This window comes from Solidesulfovibrio sp. (genome assembly GCF_029978005.1).
GTDB lineage: Bacteria > Desulfobacterota > Desulfovibrionia > Desulfovibrionales > Desulfovibrionaceae > Solidesulfovibrio.
The window spans coordinates 16,085-42,515 of record NZ_JARKOZ010000145.1 but is presented as its reverse complement, the minus strand read 5'-3'; the positions used below and the strand labels follow the sequence as shown (position 1 = coordinate 42,515).

The following is a 26,431-nucleotide window of genomic DNA, read 5'->3' as shown; positions in this document are numbered from 1 at the left end:
TGCAGCAGGAGGCATTACAAAATGCGCAAGATCGCTATCTACGGCAAGGGCGGCATCGGCAAGTCCACCACCACCCAGAACACGGTCGCGGGCCTCGCGGAAATGGGCAAGAAGGTCATGGTCGTGGGCTGCGATCCCAAGGCCGACTCCACCCGCCTGCTCCTGCACGGTCTGGCCCAGATGACCGTTCTCGACACCTTGCGCGAGGAAGGCGAAGACGTCGATCTCGACGACATCCTCAAGGAAGGCTACGGCGGCACGATGTGCACCGAGTCCGGCGGCCCGAGCCCGGCGTCGGCTGCGCCGGCCGCGGCATCATCACCTCCATCAACCTGCTCGAACAGCTCGGCGCCTACGAGGAAGAAGAGCACCTCGACTACGTCTTCTACGACGTCCTCGGCGACGTCGTCTGCGGCGGTTTCGCCATGCCCATCCGCGACGGCAAGGCCGAAGAGATCTACATCGTCTGCTCCGGCGAGATGATGGCCATGTACGCCGCCAACAACATCTGCAAGGGCATCGTCAAATACGCCGACACCGGCGGCGTGCGCCTGGGCGGCATCATCTGCAACAGCCGCAAGGTCGACCAGGAAAAGGAAATGATCGAAGAGCTGTGCCGTCAGCTCGGCACCCAGATGATCCACTTCATGCCCCGCGAAAACCAGGTCCAGCGCGCCGAGATCAACCGCAAGACCGTCATCGACTACTCCCCCGAGCACGCGCAGGCCGACGAGTACCGCGCCTTGGCCAAGAAGATCGACCAGAACGACATGTTCGTGATCCCCAAGCCGATCGAGATCAACACCCTGGAAAAGCTGCTCATCGAATTCGGCATCTCCAACTAGGCCCGATCCCGCAACCTTCCACCGCAACAACGCACGCGACACAAGGAGTTCCGATATGCAGACCATGGTGAGAGCCATCGTTCGTCCCGAGAAATGCGATGACGTCCTGGCCGCCCTGATGGACGCCGGCTTCCCGGCGGTGACCAAGTTCAACGTGGCCGGTCGCGGCAAGCAGCGCGGCATCAAGATCGGCGAGATCCAGTACGACGAGATTCCCAAGGTCATGCTGATCTGCGTCGTGGACGACAAGGACAAGGAATTCGTGGTCAAGACGATTATGGAAAGCGCCCGCACCGGGTCCAAGGGCGCCTTCGGGGACGGCAAGATCTTCATCAGCCCCGTGGAGGAAATGTACACCATTTCGTCCGGTGTGAAGGAATCCTAGGGAGGGCGTCATGAAGGAAATCATGGCGGTTATCCGCATGAACAAGATGAACCAGACCAAGAAGGCCCTGGCCGACGCCGGCATCCCGGCCTTCGTGGCCCGCGAGGGCTACGGTCGCGGCAGGGGCCTGGTCAACCAGGCCGTGCTCGACGGAGCCGCCGCCGGAAACGAGGAAGCCATCGCCCTGCTCGGCACCAAGGGGCGTCTGTATCCCAAGCGCATCATCTCCCTGGTGGTGCCCGACGACAAGGTGCAGCCGGCCGTGGACGTCCTCATATCCGTCAACAAGACCGGCCAGGCCGGCGACGGCAAGATCTTCGTGATGCCCGTCTCCGATTCCATCCGCGTCAGGACCGGCGAAGACGGCGACGCGGCCATCGTCTAGGCGTGCGTTGCGGACGTCCCCGGACCGTTACTGAGATAATGAGGAAGCACTGAGATGAGCACCAAGCCCACCAATGTCGAAGAGATCAAGAAGGAATTGATCGCCAAGATGCCCACCAAGGTCGCGCGCAAGCGGGCCAAGGCCATGACCCCGGGCGGAGAGGGCGGCGAGATTCCTGAAATCCAGGCCAACGTCCGCACCATTCCGGGCATCATCACCCAGCGCGGCTGCACCTACGCCGGCTGCAAGGGCGTGGTTCTGGGACCCTCCCGGGACATCGTCAACCTGACCCACGGCCCCATCGGCTGCGGCTTCTACTCCTGGCTCACCCGCCGCAACCAGACCGACGCCGGTCCCGACGGGGAGAACTTCATCCCCTACTCCTTCTCCACGGACATGACCGAGCACGACATCGTGTTCGGCGGCATGAAGAAGCTGGCCGCGGCCATCCAGGAAGCCTACGACAACTTCCACCCCAAGGCCATTTCGGTCTTCTCCACCTGCCCGGTGGGCCTGATCGGCGACGACATCCACGCCGTGGCCCGGCAGATGCAGGAAAAGCTCGGCATCACCGTCTTCGCCAACTCCTGCGAAGGCTACAAGGGCGTGTCCCAGTCCGCCGGCCACCACATCGCCAACAACCAGATCATGAAGCATGTCATCGGCACCAACGACACCCCGGTCGAGGGCAAGTTCAAGGTCAACATGCTCGGCGAGTACAACATCGGCGGCGACGCCTTCGAGATCGAGCGCATCCTGGAAAAGTGCGGCTTCACCCTGGTGGCCACCTTCTCCGGAAACTCCACGGTCGAAGACTTCCGCGTGGCCCACTACGCCGACCTCAACACCGTCATGTGCCACCGCTCGCTCAACTACGTGGCCGAGATGATGGAGACCAAGTTCGGCATCCCCTGGATCAAGGTGAACTTCATCGGCGCCGAGGCCTCGGCCAAGTCGCTGCGCCGCATGGCCGCCTATTTCGAGGACCAGGAGCTCATGGACCGGGTCGAGAAGGTCATCGCCGAGGAGCTCGAGATCGTCAAGAAAGTGGTGGACGAGATCCGGCCCCGCACCGAAGGCAAGACGGCCATGCTCTTCGTCGGCGGCTCGCGCGCCCACCACTACCAGGAACTCTTCGGCGAACTGGGCATGGAAATCCTCGGCGCCGGCTACGAATTCGCCCACCGCGACGACTACGAAGGCCGCCACGTGCTGCCCACCATCAAGGTCGACGCCGACTCGCGCAACATCGAGGAACTCGACATCGAGCCCGATCCCGAGCGCTTCAAGCCCCGCAAGACCCCCGAACAGCTCGAGGCGCTCAACGCCAAGGGCCTGGACTTCAAGGGTTACGAAGGCATGATGGGCATGATGAAGAAAGACTCCATGGTCATCGACGACATCAACCACTACGAGACCGAAAAGCTTATCGAGATGCTCAAGCCCGACATCTTCTGCGCCGGCATCAAGGAAAAGTACATCATCCAGAAGATGGGCGTGCCTCTCAAGCAGCTGCACAACTACGACATGGGCGGCCCCTACGCCGGCTTCAACGGCGCCATCAACTGGTACCACGACATCGACCGCATGGTGAACACCAAGGTCTGGCGGCTGATGAAGGCCCCCTGGCAGACCGACGGTCCCGAGCTCGAAGCCAGCTACGTGGCCCAGTAAGACCGCTTTTCACGAGAAAGGAACGCATCATGGCACTGCTTAGACACACCACCGGCGAGATCAAGGAACGCAAGGCGCTCACCGTCAACCCGGCCAAGACCTGCCAGCCCGTGGGCGCGATGTACGCCGCCCTCGGCGTCAAGGGCTGCTTTCCCCACAGCCACGGCTCCCAGGGCTGCTGCGCCTACCACCGCTCGGCCCTGACCCGTCACTACAAGGAACCCGTGATCGCCGGCACCTCGTCGTTCACCGAAGGCTCTTCGGTCTTCGGCGGCCAGGCCAACCTGATCTCGGCCATCGACAACATCTTCACGGTCTACGATCCCGACGTCATCGCCATCCACACCACCTGCCTGTCCGAGACCATCGGCGACGACCTGCTGCAGATCTCCCAGAAGGCCAAGGACGACGGCAAGGTGCCGGCCGGCAAGCACATCGTCTACGCCAGCACCCCGAGCTACGTCGGCACCCACGTCACCGGCTACTCGAACATGGTCAAGGGCATCCTCAAGGGATTCGTCAAAAAGACCGGCGTCCCCACCGGGAAGGTGAACATCATCCCGGGCTTCTGCGAGCCCTCGGACATGGCCGAGATGCGCCGCCTGGCGAATATGATGGGCATCGACATCGTCATGGCGCCCGACACCAACGGCGTGCTCAACGGGCCGCTGACCGGCCACTACGACATGTACCCCAACGCCGGGGCCGCCCCCGCGGAAATCGCCACCATGGGCGACAGCAAGGCCAGCATCGGCCTGGGCCGCTGGGCCACCACCGACGCCGTCAACTACCTGGACGCCGAGTTCAAGGTGCCGGGGACCATCCTCGGCCTGCCCATCGGCCTTCTGGCCACGGACCGCTACGTGGACGCCCTGCGCAAGCTGGCCGGCGTCGCCGTGCCCGAGTCCGTCAACTTCGAGCGCGGCCAGGTCGTGGACGTCATTTCCGACTACAGCCAGTACTTCTACGGCAAGAAGGTGGCCCTGGCCGGCGACCCCGACCAGCTGCTGGCCCTGGTCGAATTCTGCGTCACGCTCGGCATGATCCCGGCCTATACCGTGACCGGCACGGCCGGAAAGTACTTCGACGAGCGCATGGCCGAACTGGTCAAGGACGTGCCCTACGAGTGCAAGTACAAAAACGGCGAACAGGCCGACATGTACCTGCTGCACCAGTGGATAAAAAACGACCCGGTCGATCTGCTCATCGGCAACACCTACCTGAAGTACATCGCTCGCGACGAGGACATCCCGCTGATCCGCCACGGCTTCCCGATCCTCGACCGCGTCGGCCACCAGTACTTCCCGTCCGTCGGCTACTCCGGCGCCATGCGCCTGATGGACAAGTTCCTCGGGGCCATCATGGACCGCCTGGACCGCGACGCCCCCGAAACCCGCTTCGAACTCCAGCTGTAATCCACGACACGCGAAAACGAAAAGGGAGACGTGACGCATGGCCATCGAAAAGCCCAAATACCTGATCAACGTCTGCGCGAGCTTTCGCGTCAAGGGCGAGGCCAAGGGCATCTGCCACAAGAAGGGCTCGCACAACCTGCTCGGCTACATCGAGGAAGGCATCCTCGACCGGGACATCGACGCCCGGGTCGTGAGCACCGGCTGCATGAAGCAGTGCGAGGAAGGCCCGATCATCGTGGTGATGCCGGAAAACTGGTGGTACCGGGCCATCGACAGCGAAGAGAAGGTCGACGAGATCCTCGACGCCCTGGAGAACGGGGAAGCCTGCGAGGACCACCTGCTGCCCTAGCGTCCCCCTTTCCTCCCACCGAGGATTCGGGAGCACGGCACGATTCGTACGACGGTTTGCCAACCGCTTGGATGGACTCCCATAAAAAAAGCCGCTCCGCTGTCACGGACCAGCGGGGCGGCTTCGTTTTCGCGGACGCGGACGGCGAGGCTCAGGACACCTCGCCCTTGCGGGAGCGTTTGACCGCGTACATGGACCGGTCCGCCTGTTCCACCAGGGCGTCGAGCTCCGTGGCGTCCTCGGGGAAAAGCGCCAGGCCGATGCTGGCCTCGATGGGCAGCGCGACGTCCTCGAAGGCGAAAGGCAGGCTGATTTCGAGCGCCATCCGGTCCGCCACCCGGGCCGCGCCGTCGCGGCCTTCGAGTTGCGACAGGACCACGCCGAACTCGTCGCCGCCGAGCCGGGCCACGGTGTCGGACTCCCGGGCCGCCCGATGGATGCGCTGGGCGAATTCGCGGATCACCGCGTCTCCCGCCCGGTGGCCGAAAGTGTCGTTGATGGCCTTGAGCCCGTCCATGTCCAGGTTGAGGATGCCCACGGGCCGGGACTGCCGCCTGGCCAGGGCCAGAGCCTGGCGCAGCCGGTCGTAGAACAGCGCCCGGTTGGCCAGCCCGGTCAGCAGGTCGTGGGTGGCCCGGTGGTAGAGGGCGTCGGCCTCGTAGCGCGCGCAGTGGAACATCGAGGCCGCGATCAGCTCCGAGAGCAGACGCAGGATGGCGACATGGCCGTCGCTGAAGAAACCGACCCGCGGCGAGGCGATCTTCAGCACCCCAACCACGATGTCATTGTGGAACAGCGGCGCCACGACCATGGAGCGCAGTCCCACCTTGCGGCAGGCCTCGCGATCGACCCGGTCGTCCGTTTCGCAGTCCCGGCACTCTAGAATCGAGGAGGTTTCGATGCAGAGTCCCGAAAGGCTGCCGCGACGCCCCAGACGCAGGCCAAGCTGGGCCCGGGCCATGCCGGAAGCCGCCCGGTAGACCATCTCGTCGGCCTCGAGCAATTCCACGATCGCCCCCGCCGCTCCCGTGAGGTCCTGCAGCTGTTCGGCGACGAACGACAGCACGCTGCCGAGGTCATGGCCGAGCTTGACGATATCCGTTTGCAAATTTATTATTCGCAACAAGGTATCGGGCGAAAGAGTAGACATGGCTGTTGGAGCGGTCATGAGACACCTTCACGGCATTGCTGCGCCGGCGCGATCGTTTTCAATCGGGCTAGGGGCGTACTGCGGCGTACTATAGTGATGCGCCAGACAATGCGTCAAGGGAGGGCGAAGGGAAACCGCCCCCGTACCGGCCCGAAGTCGCGGGGGGAGCGGGTCGCCGTAGCGGACGAGGGAGGGCTTAGATGCCGCCGCCGTCCGTGATGAGCACGCCGCCCGGGTTTTGCTGCACCAGCCGCGAATAGGGCGGCACATCGGAAGTGACCCAGACGTTGCCGCCCACCACCGAGCCCTTGCCGATGGTGATGCGCCCGAGCACCGTGGCTCCGGAATAGATGACCACGTCGTCCTCCACCACGGGATGGCGGGGAATGCCTTTGACGAGCTTGCCCTCGGCGTCCTTGGGGAAGCTTTTCGCCCCCAGCGTCACGCCCTGGTACAGGCGCACGCCGTCGCCGATGATGCAGGTCTCGCCGATGACCGTGCCCGTGCCGTGGTCGATGAAGAACCGCCGGCCGATGGTCGCGCCGGGGTGGATGTCGATGCCCGTGGCCGAGTGGGCCATCTCGGTGATGATGCGCGGGATGAGATCCACGCCGAGGAGGTGAAGCTCGTGGGCCACCCGGTAGTGGGTGAGCGCCGTGAGGCTCGGGTAGCAGAAGATGGTCTCGCCGGGGCTGCGCGAGGCCGGGTCGCCCTCGAAGGCGGCCTGGGCGTCCTCGGCCAGGGTTTCGCGGATGTCGGGCAGGCGCACGAGGAAGTCGCCGGCCAGGGACTTGGCCCGCTCCTCGCAGTCCTGGCAGTTGCCGGCCCGGTCGAGCTCGCAGAAAAAGCAGTAGCCGCGGCGCACCTGGTCCGTGAGCAGGCGCGAGATGGCGTCGAGGTTGGCCCCGATGTGGAAGCGCATGTTCTCCGGGGTGATGTCCGAGTGGCCGAAATAGCCCGGGAAGATCACCGCCCGCAGGCGCTGCATGATCTCGGCCAGGACCGGGATCGAGGGCATGGGCTCGTCGTGCAGGGGGCGGTGGTAGACCTTCTGGTACGAAGCCTCCTCGCAGAGCATCTCGGCCACCCACTCCACGGCCGTGCGTTTCCTGGGCCGGGGAAGCTTGCTGTGCTGCGCGGTCATCACGACTCCTCGGAGAAAAGCGGCGTGGACAGGTAGCGCTCGCCCGTGTCGCACACCACGAACACCACGAGCTTGCCGGCGTTCTCCGGCCGCTTGGCGATCTCGATGGCGGCGAAGGCGTTGGCCCCGGAGGAGATGCCGCACAGGATGCCCTCCTCGCGCATGAGCCGACGGGCCGTGCCGAGCGCATCCTCGTTTTTGACCGGAAAGACCTCGTCCACCAGGCTCATGTCCAGCACCTCGGGCACGAATCCGGCCCCGATGCCCTGGATGGCGTGCAGCCCCGGCTTGCCGCCGGAAAGCACCGGCGAGGAGGCCGGCTCCACGGCCACGGCCCGAAGTCCCGTTTTTTTGGCCTTGATGGCCCGGGCCACGCCCGTGAGCGTCCCGCCCGTGCCGACGCCGGCCACGAACACATCCACCAGGCCGTCGGTGTCCTCCCAGATCTCCAGGCCCGTGGTCCGGGCGTGGGCCTCGGGGTTGGCCGGGTTGGAGAACTGCATGGGCATGAACGCCCCGGGCAGCTCGGCCAGAAGCGCCTTGGCCTTCTCCACCGCCCCGCGCATGCCCTGGGCGGCCGGGGTGAGGACCAGCTCCGCCCCGAAGCCCCGCAGAAGGGCCCGGCGCTCCACGCTCATGGATTCGGGCATGGTGAGGACGAGCCGGTAGCCGCGCACGGCGCACATGAACGCCAGCCCCACGCCGGTGTTGCCCGAGGTGGGCTCGACCACGATCGCGCCCGGGCCGATCTTGCCCTCGCGCTCGGCGGCCCGGATCATGGCCACGCCGATGCGGTCCTTGACCGACGAGCAGGGGTTGAACGATTCGAGCTTGGCGGCCACACGGGCCAGGCAGCCCTCGGCCAGCCGGGTCAGCCAGACCATGGGCGTGGCCCCGACGAGTTCGGTCATATCGGCGGCGATGCGCATCGCGTGCTCCTTGGCGAGGTTTCGCGGCCCGGCCGAGGGGACGCCCTCGGCCGGGCCGGATGAGCATAACGCATTCGCGCCCCGGCCGCATCCCCGCCGTGGGGGAGGCCGTCGCGGCCGGGGCATGGCGAAAGAGCTTGACGCTGGGCGCGATTTCGGGGACGTCATGCCCCGTTGGCCCGCAAACGCCTTCCGCCGGCCCGTCCCGGAGCCGACCCCGCAAGCCGCCCTGTCCCGGGCAAGACCGCCATGCGCTTCAAACCCGTCTTCTACACCTGTCTGATCCTGGCCGCCCTGGCCGCCGGCCTTTTTTTCGAGACGCTCTCCCCCGCCCGGCGCATCGACGCCTGGACGTCCGACCTGTGGCACGTGCTGGCCGGCAGGCGCGCCGAGCCGCAACGCGTGGCCGTGGCGTTGCTCGACGACGAGGCGCTCGCCGCCGAGCCCGACCGGCCGCTGGTCTTCTGGGGCCCGCTGTACGCCAGGGTGCTGGCCGTGCTGCGCCAGGTGGGCGTGGCCGCCGTGGGCATGGACATCCAGCCGGCCCTTTCCCCGGTCACCTGGATGGACATGATCGGGGCCGAGGCCAGCCGGGACTTCGACCGCCAGTTCATGCTGGAACTGGCCAAGGGCAGGGTCGTCCTGGCCGCCAGCGTGTCCACGGAATCCGGCGAGGCGGCCTTCAGCCTGCCGGCCACGGACTACCTCATCGCCCTGCCCGGACACGAGGCGGACCTCGGGCTCACCAACGTGCCGCTGGACCGCGACGGCGTGGTGCGCCGCTTCGCCCCGGCCCTTTTCGCCGAGGGTGAGCCGCGCCTGTCCTTCGCCACGGCCCTGGCCAGGAAGGCCGACCCCAACGCCCCGGGAATCAAGGACATCGACGCCAAAAACGCCCTCGTTCCCCGGCCCATCCCGTTTTTCGGGCCGCCCGAGACCTTTCGCCACTTGAGCTTCGCCAGGCTCCTCGCCCCGGACGCGGCCAACGACCCCGAGGTGCGGGCCCTGGCCGGCAAGGTGGTGATCCTCGGCATCGACATCCACGGGGCCCACGACCGCTTGGCCTCGCCCTACTCCCTGCCCCTTTTCGGCGCGCCACGGGAATTCATGCCCGGCCCGGAGATCCACGCCAACATCGTGGAAGCCCTGCTTTCCGGCCGCACGCTCGCCGTGGCCGGAAACGGCGTGGCGGCCCTGGCCTGGCTGCCGCTTCTCGGCCTGTGCGCCCTGGCCTGCGCCCGGCTCCATCCCGGGCCCTCGGCCCTGGCCGCCCTGGCCTGCCTGCTGGGCTCCTTCGGTCTCGGCTACCTGCTTTTCCTCGGCGGCCGGGTCCTGCCCCTGGCCGGCTGCGACCTGGGCCTGGGCCTCATCTGGTCCGGGGCCAACGCCGTGCGCCTCACGCGCGGCGAGCGGGAAAAGGCCCACATCCGCCACGCCTTCGGCAAGTACGTGTCCGAGGCGGCCATCGCCGGCATCCTGGAAAGCGGCCAGCCGCCGGCCCCGGGCGGCTCCCTGGCCACGGTCACCATCCTTTTTTCCGATATCCGCAATTTCACGACATTAAGTGAAAAGCTTTCGGCTCAGGAAGTGGTCGAGCTCTTAAACGCCTATTTTTCCAAGGTCTGCGACATCATCCTGGCCCACGGCGGCATGATCGACAAATTCATCGGCGACGCGGTCATGGCCGTATTCGGCGCGCCCCTGGCCGACCCCCACCATGCCCGGCAAGCCCTGGCCACGGCCCTTGGCATGATTGATGCCTCAAAGGAATTCGAGGGTTGGATGCGCCAAAGATTTCCGCAGCTCGACGACTGGGACTTCCGTATCGGCGTGGGCCTGCACGCCGGACCGGCCGTCGTCGGCAACATCGGCTCGCGCCAGCGCCTGGACTTCACGGTCATCGGCGACACGGTCAACACGGCCTCGCGCCTGGAGGGCTTCACCAAGGTCATGGGCGCGTCGGTGGTGGCCAGCCGCACGGTTGTGGAACTGGCCGGTCCGGGCGTACGCACGGGCAAGAGCGAGAACGCCCAGGTCAAGGGCAAGAGCGAACCCGTACCTGCCCTGGAGATCCTGGGGCTATCCGATACGTAACAAAGGAGCCGTCATGTTTCGGTCCGTTTTCCTTTTTCTGAGCCTGACCCTGGCCGCCCTCGCCGGCAGCGCCCCGGCCCTGGCCGAGGCTCCGCGCCTGGTCTGCCTCGTCTCGGCCCTTTCCGGCCAGGCCACCCTCTCCCCGGCCGAAGGCGGCAGGAAGCCCCTCGAGGTCTTCACCCGGCTGCGCGAAGGCGAGCGCATCGATCTGGCCCGGGGGGCCGAGGCCCAGCTCGCCTTCCTGCAAAAGGGCGTGCGAGAGACCTGGACCGGTCCGGCCACGGTGGTCATCACCGCCGCCGGCGGCCAGAGCGCGGACAGCGAAGCGCCGCCCGCCGTGGAAAAGCTGCCCCTGCGCGCCCGCCCCGCCGGCGGCGCGGCCTCGTCCATCCTGACCGAAGCCGGCGAGCAGGCCACGGCCCAGGTGAAGACCCGCGAGGTGGCCGTGCCCGAGGACAAGACCCTAAGCGACGAGGAGCGCGCGGAACTGGCCGCCGTGGAGCAGCAGGTCGCCGCCATGCGCGCGGCGGTCGCGCCCGGCGACGTGTCGCCGGACATCGTGCTCCTGGAGGAACTCTCGCGCCTGGGCCAGCAACGCCGCGTAAACGAGGAACTGCGCCGGCTGCGCGAAGCCCACCCCGACAACGCCGCCCTGGCCGCCTGGGGCGAGCAGCAATGAAGGACGGGGGAACGCCTCCGGCGGCCAGGAGGGGCTGAGCCCCTCCTGGACCTCCCCGCCGAGGGAAGAGACGATGTCGCGAAGACTTAAAATGAGCGTGGAAAATTCAGACTAGAGCCAGTCGAGGCCGATGACGTGCACGGCGAGCGGGCCGTGCACGCCGCGCACGTAGACGAATTCGATGTCGCCCGTGCTGGAGACGCCCGTCACACAGTTGACGGCGCTCGGCATGGGCCCGCCGGCCAGCCGGTCGCACAGCGCCGGCAGGTCGGGCAGCAGCCGCGACCGGGCGACCAGCGCCAGGTGCAGGCGCGGCACCAGGGCGGCGCTTCGCGGCATGGAAGGACCGGCGGTCAGGATCAGGCTGCCTGTGGCCCCCAGGGCGTAGGCCACGCCGGTTATGCCCATGTCCACGGCGGCCAGGGAAGGACAGGCCCGCCCGGGCAGATCGTCCGGGGAAAGCACCGAAGCCCCGGCCCCCTCGATGACGGCAACGGCCCCCACGGCGGCCAGGTCGGGATGGTCCCAGGCCACGGCGGTGCGCACCTCGTGGCGGGCCACGGCCCCGGCGACGGCCGCCCGGGCCTCGTCCGGGGTGCGGGCCAGCTCGAAGGTCGGCCCCAGGGCGGTCAGCGCCCCGGCGAAGACCGCGAAATCCGCCGCCCCGGCTCCGGCCCGGCGAAGGCCTTGCGCGGGCGCGGGCCGGGGAAATCCGGCCGGTCCGACGCCTTCCACGGCGGCGCGGAGCCGCCCGAGAATCGCCATCTTGGCGCACGCGTTCATGATTTTCCTCCCTGGCCCATCTTGCGAAAACGCCGGGCGAACGGCCGGGCCAGGCCCGGGAAGCGCCGGCCGCGCAGAAAACGCCCCACCGGCGAATCCGGGGCCAATGCGGCCGTCTTGGTCAGGCGCGGGTCCACGGTCCGGGCGACGGCGGCCAGGCCGTCGAAGAGCCAGGGATGGCGGGCCAGGGCGGCGAAGGCCCTGGCCGCCGGATCGGGCTCGGTCGCGGCCAGGCGGCGGCGCAGCTCCTGGAGCAGGGCCGGATGGTCGATGCCGGCCGGGCAGGCCCCGGCGCAGGCGGCGCAGTGGGTGCAGGCGAAGGGCTGGCGCGGATCACCCTCGCCGCCCGCCAGCACGGACGAGAGCACCGAGCCCATGGGGCCGGGGTAGACCGAGCCGTAGGCGTGGCCGCCCACGGCCTGGTAGACCGGGCAGACGTTGAGGCAGGCCCCGCAGCGGATGCAGCGCAGGATGTCGCGCAGGACGGGGTCGGCCAACACGGCCGAGCGGCCGTTGTCCACGACGACCAGGTGCATCTCGCGCGGGCCGTCGCGCTCCCCGTCCCGGCGCGCGCCGGTGAAAAAGGACAGGTGCACGGGCAGGGTCTGCCCCGTGGCCGAAGGCGGCAGGATGTCGAGGATGGCGGCCGCGTCGGCAAGCGTCTCCACCACCTTCTCCAGGGTCATGAGCGCCACGTGCACGGGCGGGCAGGAGGCGGAGAAGCGGATGTTGCCCTCGTTTTCCAGCACCGTGACCGTGCCGGTCCTGGCCACGGCGATGTTGCAGCCGGTGATGCCGGCGTCGGCGGCCAGGAACTTCTCGCGCAGGCTGTCGCGGGCGATGCGGGTCATCTCCGGAATGTCGGCGCTGGTGCGGCCGAGCTTCTCCTGAAAAAGGGCCGAGACCTGCTCCTTGGACACGTGCAGGGCCGGGGCCAGGATGTGCGAAGGCCGCTGGCCGGCGAGCTGGATGATGTATTCGCCGAGATCCGTCTCCACGGCTTCGATGCCGGCCGCGGCCAGCGCGTCGTTGAGCCCGATCTCCTCGCTCACCATGGACTTGCCCTTGACCACGAGCTTCGCGCCCGCGGCCGTGAGGATGTCCGTGACGGTCGCGGCGGCCTGGGCCGCGTCCTCGGCGTAGTGCACCCGGCCGCCGGCGGCGGTCACCCGCGCCTCCAGGGTCTCGAGCAGCTCGGGCAGCCGTGCCAGCGTCTTTTCGCGCACGGCCACGGCCCGGGCCCGGCGCTCGGCGAAATCCGGCATGGCCTTGACCGAACGCTGCCGCAGCACGTCGATGTGGAAGATGGCCCTATCAAGGATGGCCCGGCTCTCCCGGTCGTCCAGGGCCTTGGCCGCCGCCTTGGCGAAATCGTGTTTTGCCGCGCTCATGCCGCCTCCCCGGCCAGGACCTCGGCCAGGTGCAGGGTCCGCACCGCCGCCCCGCGCCTGGCCAGGGCCGAGCCGATGTTGAGCAGGCAGCTCGGCTCGGCCGCGATGACGGCCGCGACGTCCGCCGCCAGGATGTCCTCGATCTTCTTGTCCAGGATGGCCTGGCTCAGTTCCGGGTAGTCCACGCTGAACCCGCCGCCGAAGCCGCAGCAGCGCTCGGGATGGGGCAGCGGCGTCAGGATCAGGTCCGCCACCCCGGCCAGCAGCCGTTCGGTGTGCCCGCCCACGCCGAGCACCCGCGTGGTCTGGCAGGAGGCGTGCAGCGTGGCCCGAAGCGGCAGACGCGCCCCGAGGTCGGGGCAGCCGAGGACGTCGACCAGATACTCGCCCAGTTCGTAGGTCTTGGCGGCCACGCGGCCGGCGCGCCGGCGGAAGGGATCGTCCGCGTCGAAAAGCTCGGGATAGCGTCGCACCATGGCCACGCACGAACCCGACGGCCCGACCACAGCCGGGGCGTCCTCGAAAATTTCCACGAAACGCCGGGCCAGCGGCCGCACCGCCTCCGGCAGGCCGCGTTTGTAGGCGAACTGGCCGCAGCAGGTCTGGCCGTCCGGCAGCCGGGGCGTCACGCCGGCCCGGGCCAGGACCCTGGCCGTGGCCTCGCCCACCTGCGGCATGACGTGGGCCACCAGGCAGGGAATGAACAGAAAGGCATCCACCGAAAACCTCCTTCGCTGGCGGGGCGTGAACTTACGCCGCTTCCCGCCGGGGTCAACCCCCGGGAGGCCTCCCGGCTTTACAGAGGATGACGGCCGGGGTAGAAAGAAAGCTTATACCAATAAGGAAGTCGCATGAGCACACCCGAAACCGCCACGCTGACCTACGACGGCCAGAGCGTCGAGTTGCCCGTCATCCACGGCGACCACGTGGAGAACGCCGTCGACGTGCGCAAGCTGCGCGCCCAGACCGGCTGGATCACCCTGGACCCGGGCTACGCCAACACCGCCGTGTGCAAAAGCGCCATCACCCACATCGACGGCGAAAAAGGCGTGGTGCTCTACCGCGGCTACGACCTGGAAGAGTTGACGCAAAAAGCCACCTTTGTGGAAACGGCCATGCTCGTCATGTTCGGCGAGCTGCCGACCAAGGCCGAACGCGAGGCGTTTCGCGTCATGCTGCGCGACCAGGAGCTCCTCCACGAGGATCTCTTGAGCCACCTCGACGGCTTTCCGCCCAACGGCCACCCCATGGCCATCCTCTCGGCCATGATCAACGCCATGGGCAGCTACTACCCCGAGCTCTACGACATCAGCTCCCAGGACGACTTCCGCCTGGCCGCGGCCAAGATCATGAGCAAGGTGCGCACCATCGCCGCCTTCAGCTTCCGCAAGTCCCAGGGGATGCCGCTCAACTACCCCAATCCGAACCTGGATTACTGCCGCAACTTTCTGCACATGATGTTCTCGGTGCCTTTCTGGACCTACGAGGCCCCGGACCCGGTCGTGCGGGCGCTGAGCATCTTCATGATGTGCCACGCCGACCAGGCGCTCGACACCTCCTGCGCCACGGTGCGCATGGTGGGGTCCAGCCAGGCCAACCTCTTCGCCTCGGTCTCCTCGGGCATCTGCGCCCTGTGGGGCCGCCACCACGGCGGGGCCAGCTCGGCCGCCATCCGCATGTTCGAGGACGTGGAGGCCGGGCGCACCACCGTCTCGCGCATCATCGAGGCGGCCAAGTCCCGCTCCGGCCGGCTCATGGGCTTCGGCCAGCGGGTCTTCCACGTGGAGGACCCAAGGGCCCGCATCATCAAGGCCACCTACCAGAAGCTCGTCGCCACCGGCTACGCCAAGCGCGACGCCTTCCACGACATCGCCCAGGAGATCGAGGAACGCGCCGGCGCGGACGACTACTTCGCCTCGCGCCAGCTTTTGCCCAACACCAACTTCTATTCGAGCCTGCTGCTGCGGGCCCTCAACTTCCCGCCCAACATGTATCCGGTCATCACGGCCATGGGCAACATGCCCGGCTGGATCGCCCACTGGAACGAGGAAACCCATTCCCCGGACCAGCGCATCCACAGGCCGCGCCAGATATACACCGGTCGCAAGCGCCATCCCTACACCCCAATGGACAGACGGTCCCCGCGCCCGTAACGACGGTTCTCCCATGCCCTTTCGCATCCTTTTGCGCGCCCTGGGCGCGACGCTGTGTCTCTGGCTGGTTCTGGCCGTTCCCTGCCCCGCCCAGTCCCCGGACGCGCCCCAGGCGGACAAGCCCCAAGCCGCGCCCGAGGCCGCCCCGCCGGCCAAACCCGACAAGGCGACAGACAAACCGGCCGACAAGCCGGCGGCCAAGCCGCAAGCCGACAAGCCCAAGACCGACCCGGCCGTGCCCGAAGCCGAACAGCCCAAGGACTGGCAGGTGCTCTTGTCCATCCACCAGGAGTCCCTGGTCCAGCAGGCGGCGCGCTTCAAGTCCATGGAAGGGCTTCTGCCCAAAAACGTGCGCCGCTTCCGGGCCGACCTTTCGGCCCTGTCGGGCAAGCTCGACGAGCTGAACCTGATCCTGAGCCTCTCCGGCGGCAACCCCTGGGAGATGCGGGCGGTCTTAAGCGACATGGCCCGCCTTCGCCGCTCGGCGGATGCGCTCATGGCCCCGTTCACGGACAGCCGCGAGGAACTCGAAAAGATCGCCTCCCGCCTCGACTCCCTCAAGGAAGACTTCGCCAAGCGCCTGGACGACGAACCCGAAGCGCCCATCGCCGAGGCCATCAACTACTACCTGCGCTACATCAAGGGCGTGGCCGCGAGCCTCAATTCCGTGCGCACGGCCATAAACAAGGAACTCGGGCCGGCCAAGGACTTCCAGGAGTCCCTGGGGGCCAGCGAGGAGGCCCTCAAAAAGCGCATTCCCCAGGCGTGGAAGCAGTACTACTTCTCCCCCGCCCCGGAAATCTTTTCGGTCAAGGCCTGGTCCGGCCTGCCCGACCAGGCGCTTTTGTGGCTGCGCTCCAACGGCTCCATGGCCGCCTCCCTGCTCAAGGGCACGGACAGCGCCCGCGCCCTGTCCTCGACCATCCGCATCGGCGTCGGGCTGCTCCTGCTGGTCGTTGCCGACATCGTCGTCACCTTGCGCCTGCGCCGGCGCTTTTCCGACGGGCCGCTTTTGCGCAAGATGCGCCGGGTCTGGCTGCTGGCGGGGCTCGCCCTCATCGCGCACTGGGTCTCCGGCGACGCGCCGCTGCTCATGCAGGAGCTTTTGAACGCTCTTTCGGAGATCTTCCTCGCCGCCGCCCTGGCCGCCTTCTCCTGGCTGCTGCGCCTGCCCGAGGCGGCGCTGGCCGGCAAGACGCCGCCCAATCCGCTGCGCGGGCTGTGGTTCCTTTTCTCCCTGGGCCTGCTGCTGCAGATCGCCGATCCGCCCGAGCCGGCCATGACCGCCATCTGGCTGGTGTTCCTGCTCGTCTTCTTCCAGTCTTCGGGCGGCCGGGAAAACGTCGTGACCGGCCCGGTGGAATTCGCCCGCAGCCGCCTGACCCGGCCGTTGGTCGTGGTTCTTTGCCTGGCGGCCTGCCTCGGCTGGCAGCACCTGTCGTTTTTGTGCCTGGCCGGGTGGTTTCTGGTCCTGGCCGCGCTCCAAACGGGACTGGGGCTTGCCGACCGCCTGGCCCGCTGGCAGGCCCGGGCCGAGGGCAAGGGCGCGTCCGCCGTCAGCCGGGCCCTGGTCACGAGCCTCGGCTTCCCCCTGATCTCCCTGTCGCTCTTCTTCCTGGTGCTCTACTGGTTCTCCACCGAACTCGGCGGCACGGACATGTTCGTCCAGGCCGTGTCGTTCACGGTCACGGTGGGGAGCTTAAGCCTCACCCTGGGCCGGCTGGCGCTCATCCTCACCGGCTTTTTCGTCACCCGCTCCCTGCTTTTTTTCGTGCGCTCCTTCCTGCGCGAACTGCCGCGGCGCAGCCCCGGCATCGACACCGGGGTTTGCGACGTGCTGGAGACCACTTCGCTGTACCTGCTGTGGGGCGTCTACAGCCTGGTCTCGCTTTTCCTCCTCGGCTTCTCCTTCACCAGCCTGGCCGTGATCGCGGGCGGCCTGTCCGTCGGCATCGGCTTCGGCCTGCAAAACATCGTCAACAACTTCATCGCCGGCCTCATCCTGCTCTTCGGCCGCTCCATCCAGGCCGGCGACACCATCCAGATCGACGCCACCTGGGGCAAGGTAACCAAGGTCAACATCCGCAACACGGTGGTGCGCACCTTCCAGAACGCCACCCTGTTCGTGCCCAACTCCGACCTCATCTCCGGCAAGCTCATCAACTGGACCCACCGCGACCCGACCATGCGCCGCGACATCACCGTGGGCGTGGCCTACGGCACGGACACGGACAAGGTCCGCGACATCCTGCTGGAGGTGGCCAGGGCCCAGCCCCACGCCCTGCAGAATCCCCAGCCCGTGGTGCAGTTCTCGGCCTTCGGCGACAGTTCCCTGGACTTCCTGCTCATGGTCTGGGTGGACAACGTGGCCTACGGCATGGAGACCGAATCCAACATCCGCTTCGACATCAACCGGCGCTTTCGCGAGGAAGGCATCGAGATTCCCTTCCCCCAGCGCGAGGTGCGCATCGTCGGCGGTGCGCAGACCCCGGAGGCCCTGGCCGCGGCGGCCGCGGCCGGAGGGGACTAGCCGGCCCCGCCGGCCGCGCGCGAGGGGAAGCTCGCGGCCGGCCAGCGGACAGGCAACCCCTTTTCGCGGGACAGCCGGCCCGAGCTTTGGTATCGAAACCCGAGAGGACGCCATGAGACGCCACGCCATCGCCTGCGCCTGCCTGGTCGCCGTCGCCCTGAGCCTTGGCGCGGGCTGCCAGAAAAAGGCCGTTCCACCAGCCATGCCCCAAGTCGTAAGCCCCGCCCCGGGCCCCGGAGCGAGCGCCCAGGAAGTGGAACGCCATCAACTGGAAGAAGAAAAACGCGCCCTCATGGAGCAGTACGGCGACAACCTGGCGCGCATCCAGCAGATCAACTCCCGGCTCATCGAACTCAACATCCAGATCGAACGCCTGAAGAATCCGTAACGCACGGCCGCATGGCGGCCCCTTCAAGGAAAGACGCTCCATGTTCGGACGCAACGCGAAGAAAAAACCCCGCAACGACGCCATCACCGCCTTTCTCGGCGCGGGCACCCAGTACCACGGCCAGTTCAACTTCCAGGGCGTCGTGCGCATCGACGGCGGCGTCATCGGCGACATCATTTCCGACGGCGTGCTGGTGCTCGGCGAGGAAGGCCATGTCGAAGGCACCATCCGCGTGGCCGAACTCGTGGCCAGCGGCACCATCGTCGGCGATGTGGAGGCGAGCAAGCGGGTGACCCTGCACAAGCGCTCCAACCTGCGCGGCAACCTTGTGGCCCCGGCGGTGGTCATCGAGGACGGCGCGGTCGTCAACGGCCTGGTGCGCATGGGCGAGCCCGAGGGGACGATCCTCGTCTCGGGAAGACCGCCGGCGGCGCTCGACGCGGCAACGGACACGGACCGAGGAAAATAGAGATTGCCAAAACAGGCCCGGCCGTTTACAGGGCACAAACGCCGCAGCGCGCCCGCGCAAGGAGTCCCGCCCCATGGGCCAGTTTTTTCCCGAAGCCGACCAGTTTCCCTTGGAAGACCAGATCAAGAACCTCGGTGACGACGAGTTGCTCGATTTCTGGGAGGAAACCCAGTACCTCGAGCGCATGCTCGTGGAAGACGACGAATCCGAGAAAGACCATTCCGTGGAATACGAACGTGTGATCCTGCAGGAGCTCATGCTGCGTTCCTGCCGTCGCACCCTGGCCGCCGACCGCTAAGCGGCCCGGCGAACCTTCGCCCTTCCCGTCGCCCGCGGTCCAGCCGCTTTTTTCCTGCCTCCCCTCGAGTCCTGGGGTGCTTTGTCGCGACGTCGCCAGGAACCGGGAACCGGCCCCGCCGTCGGCCCGGCGCCAGCTTGGCCGCCAGCTGCCCGGCAGCGCACACGGCGGCGCTCGGCGCAATGTCCGTGTTCGCCAGGCCGCGCCGGCGGTCCCGTGCCGCCTTCCCGTCCCCGCCCCGCACCTTTCCCCGAAAGAACAAAAAAAGAGGGCGGTCGCCCGCCCTCTTTGCATCGTGTCTGGAAAGCCGCCTAGATCTTGGGAGCCGGGCGGCCGATGCAGAAATAGACCATGCCAAGGTCGGCCAGCAGCTGCGGGGAGTACAGGTTGCGGCCGTCGAAGATCAGCGGAGCCTTGAGCATCTTCTTGATGCGGCCGAAATCCGGGTTGCGGAACTGGTTCCACTCCGTGACCACGGCCAGGCAGTCGGCCTTCTCCAGAGCGGCGTACTGCTCGTCCACCACGGTCAGCAGCTCGTTGCCCTTGAAGAACTCGCGGGTGTTGGGGCCGGCGACGGGGTCGAAGGCCACGACCTTCATGCCCTTGGCCGTCACGTCCTTGATGAGCTCGAAGGCCGAGGCCTCGCGCACGTCGTCGGTGTTGGCCTTGAACGCCAGTCCCCACAGGGCCAGGGTCTTGCCCTTGAGCCCGCCCTGGGGCTCGAAGTAGGCCTCGATCTTCTTGGTCAAGGTGTGCTTCTGGCGCTTGTTGACCTCGTCCACCGAAGCCAGCAGTTCGGGCTCGAACTTGTACTGGCGGGCGGTGTCGATGAGCGCCTTGACGTCCTTGGGGAAGCACGAGCCGCCGTAGCCCATGCCCGGGTAGATGAACTGGTAGCCGATGCGGCTGTCCGAACCGATGCCCATGCGCACTTCGCGCACGTCGGCCCCGACGCGCTCGCAGATGTTGGCCACTTCGTTGATGAACGAGATCTTGGTGGCCAGCATGCAGTTGGCGGCGTACTTGGTCATCTCGGCCGAGCGCACGCTCATGACGATGACCTTCTCGCGGTTGCGGGCGTAGGGCGCGTACAGGGCCTTGAGAAGCTCGCCCGTGCGCACGTTGTCCGTGCCCACCACCACCCGGTCGGGCTTGAAGAAGTCGTTGATGGCGTCGCCTTCCTTGAGGAACTCGGGGTTGGACACCACGTCGAACTCGATGAGCTCGCCGCGCTTTTTGAGTTCCTCGCCGATGAGCTTGCGCACTTCGTCGGCGGTGCCCACAGGCACGGTGGATTTGTCCACCACGATCTTGTAGTCGGTCATGCTGGAGCCGATGTCCCGGGCAACCTGGTAGACGAAGGACAGGTCGCAGGAACCGTCCTCGCGCGGGGGCGTGCCGACGGTGATGAACACGAACAGCGCGTTCTCCATGCCCTCGGACACCTTGGTGGTGAAACGCAACCGGCCCTCGGCCACGTTGCGCTTGACCAGTTCATCGAGTCCCGGCTCGTAGATGTGGATCTTGCCCTGGCGCAGGTTCTCGACGATGGTGGGGTTGATGTCCACACAGCAGACGTCGTTGCCCATTTCGGCGAAGCAAGCGGCGCTCACCAGACCGACGTAACCGGTGCCTACGATACAAAGATTCATAAACGTGTACTCGTTGTTAGGGTTTTTCCCCGGGCCGCGGAAGGCTTCCTCGGGGATGGGGCGCGCTACGCCGTCTGGCGGCTTGGCCCCGTCATCGATGAGGTGGAATCGCACTTACGGATTGGTCCGACGTTTGTCAACAATCCCATTTCGCCCCGTCCCCGTTGCCTCCGATTTGTAAAAGGAATACCGTAAAGACACATTCTCGAAGGAGTTCGCCATGCCCCTGCTCGCGGTCAACGTCGATCATGTGGCCACCGTACGCCAGGCCCGTCTCGCGGCCAGCCCCGACCCCGTGGCCGCGGCCGCCCTGGCCGAACTGGCCGGCGCGCGCGCGATCATCGTCCACCTGCGCGAGGACCGCCGCCACATCCAGGACCGCGACGTCCGCCTCCTGCGTCAGACCGTCAAGACGCGCCTGCACCTGGAAATGGCCGCCACCGACGAGATGCGCGCCATCGCCCTGGAGCTGAGGCCCCACATGGTCTGCCTCGTGCCGGAAAAGCGCCAGGAACTGACCACCGAAGGGGGACTGGGCGTGGCCGGCCGCGAAGAGGAACTCGGCGAATTCGTCGCCGCCCTGCGTTCGGCCGGCATCCCCACCTCGCTTTTCATCGCCCCCGAACCGGCCCAGATCGAAGCCGCCGTGACCACCGGGGCGGCCTTCGTCGAACTGCACACCGGGGCCTACGCCGACGCCGCCACCCCCTTCGCCCGCCAGGCCGAACTCAAGCGGCTGCTGGCCGCCATCCCCGCCGCCCGCCAGGCCGGACTCGGCGTCAACCTCGGCCACGGCCTGGACTACGACAACATATACGCCTTCGCCCACGTCAGCGGCGTCAGCGAATACTCCATCGGCCACAGCATCATCGCCCGGGCCATCATGACCGGCCTCACCGAAGCCGTCTCCACCATGGCCGGCATCATCGCCGCCTTCCCCGAATAAGGACCCCGGCCGTGATTCTCGGCCTCGGCCTCGACCTCGTGGAACTGCCGCGCATCGCCTCGGCCCTGGACCGCTTCGGCGACCGCTTCCTCGAACGCATCCTCACCCCGGCCGAACGCGCCTCCCTGCCGCCGCGCCCGGCAAGCCGCGTGGCCGGGCTGTTCGCCGCCAAGGAAGCCGCCTCCAAGGCGCTCGGCACCGGCTTCGCCCAAGGCGTCACCTTCCAGCACCTCGAAATCCTCCCCGACCCCCTCGGCCGCCCCACCCTCACCCTCCACGGACCTGCCCTGGAACGCGCCCAAAACCTCGGCGCGACGTCCTGGCACGTCAGCGTCACCCACGAGCGCGCCACCGCCGCGGCGGTGGTGGTGCTGGAAGCGGCGAGCGGATGCGGGAAGTGGCGGAAGGGGAAGCGGGAGAGGAAGGAGGACGTGGGGGCAAGGGAGAGGAACAGGGAGAGGGAAGATGCCTCCGGCGGCCAGGGGGCATGATGCCCCCCGGACCCCCTCGACGGGGAAACGGCAAGCGGGCGGGGCTGACAGTCGTCGTGCGGAGCGTCGGGGCATGTGGTCGGGGGCCAGCGGCGAAGCGCCGCATTTCAAGAACTTGGATAACTTTCTTTAAGTATTTGTCTTGAAGAGGTTTTCAAAGTAAAATTCCTTTAAACTTCGCCCCGGAGGGGCGACGGCCCCGTGAGGCCGGAATTTTTACGGCGAGCCTGGAGCGAAGCGACGGCATCGCCGGGAAAATTCCGGCCTCACCGACGGACAACCGCCAACAGGAACACCTCCCCACCCGCTTACCCTCATCCGCCCCCCGTCGAGGGGGTCCGGGGGGAATCATTCCCCCCGGCCGCCGGAGGCATCTTATCATGTCTTTCTCCCCTCCCCATCCTCACCATCCCCTCTACTTCGACCCACTCCCTACCCCGGCCGAAATAGCCGCCTGGGACGCGGCCAGCGTGGCCGAGTGCGGCATGTCGTTCCTGGCCTTGATGGAGAACGCCAGCCGCGAGGCCATGCATGCGCTGCTCGGCGAAATCGGCGACGTTTCCGACAAATCGGTGCTGCTGCTGGCCGGTCCGGGCAACAACGGCGGCGACGCCGTGGCCCTGGCCCGGCATCTGGCCGGTCGCGGCGCGAAGGTACGCATCGCGCTGGCGCGGCCGCGCGGGCGGTACAAGGGCGCGGCCGGCTACAACGCCAGGCTGGCGGCGAAACTGGGCCTGCCCATGCTGCCGCTGGCCAAGGTGGATTGGCGCGACGTCCCGGACGTCATTGTTGACGGCCTGCTCGGCACGGGCTTTTCCGGGGAACTGCGGCCGGAATTCGCCCGGGTGGTCGAGGCGGTCGACGCCCTGGCCGACCGGGCCTACGTCTTCGCCCTGGACATTCCCTCGGGCCTTTCCGGCGAGACGGGCCGGCCGTCGCCCGTGGCCGTGCGGGCGCGGGCGACGGTCGCCTTCGAGGCGGCCAAGACCGGGCTCGTCACGGCCGAGGCCGCGCCGTACGTGGGCAAGCTGCTGGTGCGCGAGATCGGCATCCCGCCCGTGGTCAAGGAGCGCCATCCCTGCCGGGCGTTTCGCATCGCCCCGGGCATCGTGGAGGCGCTCGGTCCGGTGTCGCCGGTGCTGCACAAGGGCAGCGCCGGCCGGGTGGTGGTGGTCGGCGGCAGCCGGGGGCTGACCGGCGCGCCGCTTCTGGCCGCGCTGGGGGCGCTTCGAAGCGGCGCGGGGCTGGTGAGCGTGGCCTGTCCCGGCGCGGCCGAAGTGGCGCTCAAGGCCGGCTTTCCGGACGTCATGACCATGCCCATGGGCGCGGGCGGCCATTTCACACCGGCCGAGGCCGAGGCCGTGCGGGAGTTCTGCCGGGGGGCCAACGTCGTGGCCCTGGGACCGGGCCTTGGCCGCCACGAGGAGACCGGGGCGTTTTTGGATGCCCTGCTCCCCCTGCCCTGCCGGCTGGTGCTAGACGCCGACGGCCTGTATTTCCTGGCCGGACGGCCGGCCTTGGCCGCCAAGCTGCCGCCCGAAACGGTGATCACGCCCCATCCAGGCGAGGCGTCCCGGCTGCTCGGCCGCGACGTTCCCGGGATCGAGGCCGACAGGCTGGCCAGCGCCCGGGAGCTGGCCGCGAAATACGGCTGCGTGGCCGTGCTCAAGGGCCCGGCCACGGTGGTGGCCGCGCCGGACGGCACGGCGGCCGTTTCGCCGATCATCGCCCCCAACCTGGCTGTGGGAGGCTCCGGCGACGTGCTTTCGGGCCTCGCCGCCGCGCTTTTGGCCGGCCCCCATACCCCCTTGCTTGCCGCCTGCCTTGCGGTGTATTGGCATGGGCTCGGCGGCGAACGACTTGCCGCCGCCTACCCCAGACGGGGCAATCTGGCGTCGGAAATCGCCGACATGCTGCCCCGGGCGATCACGGAGTGACCATGCTCAAAGCCAAGGACGTGATGACCACCGGCGTCGTCACCATCACCGAAGATACGGAAATAAGCGTCGCGGCCAAGCTGCTCTTCGACCAGGGCTACAACGGCGTTCCGGTGGTGGACGCTTCCGGCGCGCTCACCGGCATCCTGTGCCAGGCCGATCTGGTGGCCCAGCAAAAAAAGCTGTCCCTGCCCTCGGTCTTCTCCCTCCTGGACGGCTTCATCCCCCTGGGTTCCATGAAGGACCTGGACCGGGAGGTGGAGAAGATGTCGGCCCTGACCGCCGCCCACGCCATGACCCGGCACCCCACGGTGGTTTCGCCGGAGACCGGCATCGACGAGGTGGCCTCGCTCATGACCGACAAGGGCTTCCACACCGTTCCCGTGGTCGAGGCCGGCAAGGTGGTCGGCATCATCGGCATGCGGGACATCCTGGGCACCCTCGTGGAGAAGCAATAGCCCGGCCCGATGGACCCGAGCCAACCCCTTTTCCTGACGCTTCCGGACGAGGCGTCCACCCTGGCCCTGGGCCGCGCCCTGGCGGCGGTCGCGATCGCGCCCCAAACGCGTGTAGCGCTGCTCTTGCGCGGCGGCCTCGGTTCGGGCAAAACCACGCTGGTCCGGGGACTGGCCGGGGCGCTTCCCGGCGGCGACGACGCCGAGGTCGCCAGCCCCAGCTTCAACATCGTCAACGTCTACCCCACCCGGCCGGAGATCCGCCACGTGGACCTGTACCGGATCCCGGGCGGCGATCCCTGCGTCGAGGAGCAGCTGGAGTCCGGGGCGGCCGACGATGCCCTCGTGATCGTGGAGTGGGCCGAATATCTCCCCCTCCTGGCCATGCCCGCCGACCGCCTGGAGATCGACTGGCTGCCGGCCGAGGCCGGCCGGCGCTGCCGGCTGACGGCCGCGGGCGAACGGGGCCGGCTGGCCCTGGCCGCCCTCGCCCAGCGGACGCGCGCCATGCCGGATTGCGGATCGTGACGGCGGGCCGGGCCAGGCGACCCCGCCCCCTTATCTGGAGGAAGCCATGCGAATAATGGTGCAGAAATACGGCGGCACGTCGGTCAAGGGCCTCGAGCGCATGCGCCTGGTCCTCGACCGCGTCAAGAAGTCCCATGCCCTGGGCTACAAGATGGTGGTGGCCCTTTCGGCCATGTCCGGCGAGACCAACCGGCTCCTGGCCCAGGCCAGGGAATTTTCCGCCGACCCCGATGCGGCCGAGCTCGACGTCCTGGTCACCACGGGCGAACAGGTTTCGGTCGCCCTTTTCACCATGCTGGCCAAGGACGCGGGCCTGCGCGCCCGGTCGCTTCTCGGCCACCAGATCCCCATCACCACCAACTCCAACTTCACCCGGGCCCGGATCATGGAGATCGACGCGCCGCGGATCAAGGCCATGCTGGCGGATTTCGACCTGCTGGTGGTGGCCGGCTTCCAGGGTGTGGACTGCCACGGCCGCGTGACGACCCTGGGCCGGGGCGGCTCCGACACCACGGGCGTGGCCCTGGCCGCCGCCCTCGAAGCCGAGGTCTGCGAGATCTACACGGACGTCAACGGCGTCTACACCACCGACCCCAACCTGTGCCGCACCGCGCGCAAGCTCGACCGCATCACCTACGACGAGATGCTCGAACTCTCCAGCCAGGGAGCCAAGGTCCTGCAGATCCGTTCGGTGGAGTTCGCCAAGAAATTCAACGTCCCGGTCAGGGTCCGCTCGACCTTCAGCGACGATCCGGGCACGCTGGTCACTTCGGAGGATACGGATATGGAAGACGTCCTGGTTTCGGGAATCGCCTACGACAAGGACCAGTGCCGCATCACGGTCAGGAACGTCATGGACCGCCCCGGGGTGGCCGCCGCCATCTTCTCGCCCATCGCCGAAGCCGGCATCCTGGTGGACATGATCATCCAGAACACCGGTCGCGACGGCCGCACGGACATGACCTTCACCATCTCCCGGGCCAACCTGCCCCAGACCCTGGCCATCCTGGAGAAACTCCAGCCGGACATCGGGGCCGAGGACATCCAGCACGACGTGCACGTGTGCAAGGTCTCGGTCATCGGCGTCGGCATGCGCAGCCACTCGGGCGTGGCCTCGACCATGTTCACGCTGCTCAAAAAAGAGAACATCAACATCCTCATGATCGCCACCTCCGAGATCAAGATTACCTGCCTCATCGAGGAGAAGTATCTCGAACTGGCGGTGCGCACGCTCCACGACGCCTTCGGCCTGTCCGAAGCGCCGTCCAAAGCCTGCTCCTAACCGGGACTTAAGCTCCCGGACAACCTTGGCCCGCGCCGTGCCGGAACATTCGGCCCCGGCGCGGGCAACCCGGCCCCGG

Annotated in this window: 25 protein-coding genes and 1 pseudogene; 19 read left to right on the top strand and 7 right to left on the bottom strand. The window is 67.6% G+C overall.

The annotated features are described in order from the left end of the window. The first annotated feature begins 21 nt into the window (after positions 1-21). The 6 genes and pseudogenes from nifH (at position 22) to Q1K70_RS16660 (ending at position 5,053) form a co-directional block, all read left to right on the top strand. Positions 22-845: pseudogene (gene nifH / locus Q1K70_RS16685) on the top strand (nitrogenase iron protein). A gap of 55 nt (positions 846-900) precedes the next feature. Continuing rightward, positions 901-1,230, top strand: coding sequence for a P-II family nitrogen regulator (locus Q1K70_RS16680; RefSeq protein WP_300161853.1), 330 nt, complete (start codon positions 901-903; stop codon positions 1,228-1,230). A gap of 10 nt (positions 1,231-1,240) precedes the next feature. Continuing rightward, on the top strand, positions 1,241-1,615 hold the full coding sequence (locus tag Q1K70_RS16675) for a P-II family nitrogen regulator (RefSeq protein WP_300161850.1): 375 nt from the start codon (positions 1,241-1,243) through the stop codon (positions 1,613-1,615). 54 nt (positions 1,616-1,669) lie between these two features. Next, positions 1,670-3,289 carry a nitrogenase molybdenum-iron protein alpha chain gene (gene nifD / locus Q1K70_RS16670; RefSeq protein ID WP_300161847.1) on the top strand — a complete coding sequence of 540 codons (1,620 nt, stop codon included), beginning with the start codon at positions 1,670-1,672 and terminating at the stop codon, positions 3,287-3,289. A gap of 29 nt (positions 3,290-3,318) precedes the next feature. After that, positions 3,319-4,704 (top strand): nitrogenase molybdenum-iron protein subunit beta, encoded by a 1,386-nt coding sequence (nifK, locus tag Q1K70_RS16665; RefSeq protein WP_300161844.1) that lies wholly within the window; start codon positions 3,319-3,321, stop codon positions 4,702-4,704. A gap of 37 nt (positions 4,705-4,741) precedes the next feature. Continuing rightward, the gene (locus Q1K70_RS16660; RefSeq protein WP_300161842.1) at positions 4,742-5,053 is read left to right on the top strand and encodes a (2Fe-2S) ferredoxin domain-containing protein; all 312 of its coding nucleotides are present in this window, start codon (positions 4,742-4,744) and stop codon (positions 5,051-5,053) included. A 151-nt stretch (positions 5,054-5,204) separates the two neighbouring features. On the opposite strand, the gene Q1K70_RS16655 is transcribed toward Q1K70_RS16660, so the two are convergent. The 3 genes from Q1K70_RS16655 to cysK all read right to left on the bottom strand — a co-directional run bounded on the left by Q1K70_RS16655 (position 5,205) and on the right by cysK (position 8,276). After that, the gene (locus Q1K70_RS16655) at positions 5,205-6,161 is read right to left on the bottom strand and encodes a sensor domain-containing diguanylate cyclase (RefSeq protein WP_300161839.1); all 957 of its coding nucleotides are present in this window, start codon (positions 6,159-6,161) and stop codon (positions 5,205-5,207) included. 238 nt (positions 6,162-6,399) lie between these two features. After that, complete coding sequence (epsC, locus tag Q1K70_RS16650; RefSeq protein WP_300161836.1) at positions 6,400-7,347, bottom strand: serine O-acetyltransferase EpsC; 948 nt, start codon at positions 7,345-7,347, stop codon at positions 6,400-6,402. Then, a complete protein-coding gene (gene cysK / locus Q1K70_RS16645) occupies positions 7,347-8,276 on the bottom strand; it encodes a cysteine synthase A (protein WP_300161833.1) in 930 nt (309 codons plus the stop codon). The genes epsC and cysK overlap by 1 nt, the downstream gene beginning before the upstream one ends. A gap of 249 nt (positions 8,277-8,525) precedes the next feature. On the opposite strand from cysK, the gene Q1K70_RS16640 reads away from it, so the two are divergent. Further along, positions 8,526-10,370, top strand: a complete 1,845-nt coding sequence (locus tag Q1K70_RS16640) for an adenylate/guanylate cyclase domain-containing protein (protein ID WP_300161830.1) — start codon at positions 8,526-8,528, stop codon at positions 10,368-10,370. 13 nt (positions 10,371-10,383) lie between these two features. Further along, positions 10,384-11,049 carry a hypothetical protein gene (locus Q1K70_RS16635; protein WP_300161827.1) on the top strand — a complete coding sequence of 222 codons (666 nt, stop codon included), beginning with the start codon at positions 10,384-10,386 and terminating at the stop codon, positions 11,047-11,049. 111 nt (positions 11,050-11,160) lie between these two features. On the opposite strand, the gene Q1K70_RS16630 is transcribed toward Q1K70_RS16635, so the two are convergent. The 3 genes from Q1K70_RS16630 to Q1K70_RS16620 are packed head-to-tail and all read right to left on the bottom strand — an operon-like array spanning position 11,161 to position 13,942. Beyond that, positions 11,161-11,832, bottom strand: coding sequence for an LUD domain-containing protein (locus tag Q1K70_RS16630; protein WP_300161825.1), 672 nt, complete (start codon positions 11,830-11,832; stop codon positions 11,161-11,163). After that, positions 11,829-13,223, bottom strand: coding sequence for a lactate utilization protein B (locus Q1K70_RS16625; protein WP_300161822.1), 1,395 nt, complete (start codon positions 13,221-13,223; stop codon positions 11,829-11,831). Before Q1K70_RS16625 ends, Q1K70_RS16630 begins: the two co-directional genes overlap by 4 nt. Continuing rightward, complete coding sequence (locus tag Q1K70_RS16620; RefSeq protein ID WP_300161819.1) at positions 13,220-13,942, bottom strand: (Fe-S)-binding protein; 723 nt, start codon at positions 13,940-13,942, stop codon at positions 13,220-13,222. Before Q1K70_RS16620 ends, Q1K70_RS16625 begins: the two co-directional genes overlap by 4 nt. A gap of 132 nt (positions 13,943-14,074) precedes the next feature. Between Q1K70_RS16620 and Q1K70_RS16615 the strand changes: the two genes are divergently transcribed. From Q1K70_RS16615 to Q1K70_RS16595, 5 genes are all read left to right on the top strand, one after another. Further along, positions 14,075-15,376 (top strand): citrate/2-methylcitrate synthase, encoded by a 1,302-nt coding sequence (locus Q1K70_RS16615; protein ID WP_300161816.1) that lies wholly within the window; start codon positions 14,075-14,077, stop codon positions 15,374-15,376. A gap of 13 nt (positions 15,377-15,389) precedes the next feature. Next, positions 15,390-17,906, top strand: coding sequence for a mechanosensitive ion channel domain-containing protein (locus tag Q1K70_RS16610; protein ID WP_300161814.1), 2,517 nt, complete (start codon positions 15,390-15,392; stop codon positions 17,904-17,906). A gap of 112 nt (positions 17,907-18,018) precedes the next feature. After that, positions 18,019-18,294, top strand: a complete 276-nt coding sequence (locus tag Q1K70_RS16605; RefSeq protein WP_300161811.1) for a hypothetical protein — start codon at positions 18,019-18,021, stop codon at positions 18,292-18,294. Positions 18,295-18,334: 40 nt separating this feature from the next. Continuing rightward, a complete protein-coding gene (locus Q1K70_RS16600; RefSeq protein ID WP_300161809.1) occupies positions 18,335-18,763 on the top strand; it encodes a polymer-forming cytoskeletal protein in 429 nt (142 codons plus the stop codon). Positions 18,764-18,836: 73 nt separating this feature from the next. Further along, positions 18,837-19,061: a hypothetical protein gene (locus tag Q1K70_RS16595; RefSeq protein ID WP_300161806.1), complete on the top strand. Its 225-nt coding sequence runs from the start codon at positions 18,837-18,839 to the stop codon at positions 19,059-19,061. Positions 19,062-19,372: 311 nt separating this feature from the next. On the opposite strand, the gene Q1K70_RS16590 is transcribed toward Q1K70_RS16595, so the two are convergent. Beyond that, a complete protein-coding gene (locus Q1K70_RS16590; protein WP_300161803.1) occupies positions 19,373-20,713 on the bottom strand; it encodes a UDP-glucose/GDP-mannose dehydrogenase family protein in 1,341 nt (446 codons plus the stop codon). 220 nt (positions 20,714-20,933) lie between these two features. On the opposite strand from Q1K70_RS16590, the gene Q1K70_RS16585 reads away from it, so the two are divergent. The 6 genes from Q1K70_RS16585 (at position 20,934) to Q1K70_RS16560 (ending at position 26,352) form a co-directional block, all read left to right on the top strand. Beyond that, a complete protein-coding gene (locus Q1K70_RS16585) occupies positions 20,934-21,659 on the top strand; it encodes a pyridoxine 5'-phosphate synthase (RefSeq protein WP_300161800.1) in 726 nt (241 codons plus the stop codon). 11 nt (positions 21,660-21,670) lie between these two features. Beyond that, positions 21,671-22,150, top strand: coding sequence for a holo-[acyl-carrier-protein] synthase (locus Q1K70_RS16580; RefSeq protein WP_300161797.1), 480 nt, complete (start codon positions 21,671-21,673; stop codon positions 22,148-22,150). Between the two features lie 380 nt (positions 22,151-22,530). After that, entirely contained in the window at positions 22,531-24,087 is a 1,557-nt protein-coding gene (locus tag Q1K70_RS16575) for an NAD(P)H-hydrate dehydratase (RefSeq protein WP_300161794.1), read from the top strand. Between the two features lie 2 nt (positions 24,088-24,089). Further along, a complete protein-coding gene (locus Q1K70_RS16570; protein ID WP_300161791.1) occupies positions 24,090-24,545 on the top strand; it encodes a CBS domain-containing protein in 456 nt (151 codons plus the stop codon). Positions 24,546-24,554: 9 nt separating this feature from the next. Continuing rightward, on the top strand, positions 24,555-25,070 hold the full coding sequence (gene tsaE / locus Q1K70_RS16565) for a tRNA (adenosine(37)-N6)-threonylcarbamoyltransferase complex ATPase subunit type 1 TsaE (protein WP_300161788.1): 516 nt from the start codon (positions 24,555-24,557) through the stop codon (positions 25,068-25,070). A 46-nt stretch (positions 25,071-25,116) separates the two neighbouring features. Beyond that, a complete protein-coding gene (locus tag Q1K70_RS16560; RefSeq protein ID WP_300161785.1) occupies positions 25,117-26,352 on the top strand; it encodes an aspartate kinase in 1,236 nt (411 codons plus the stop codon). Positions 26,353-26,431: the final 79 nt, after the last annotated feature.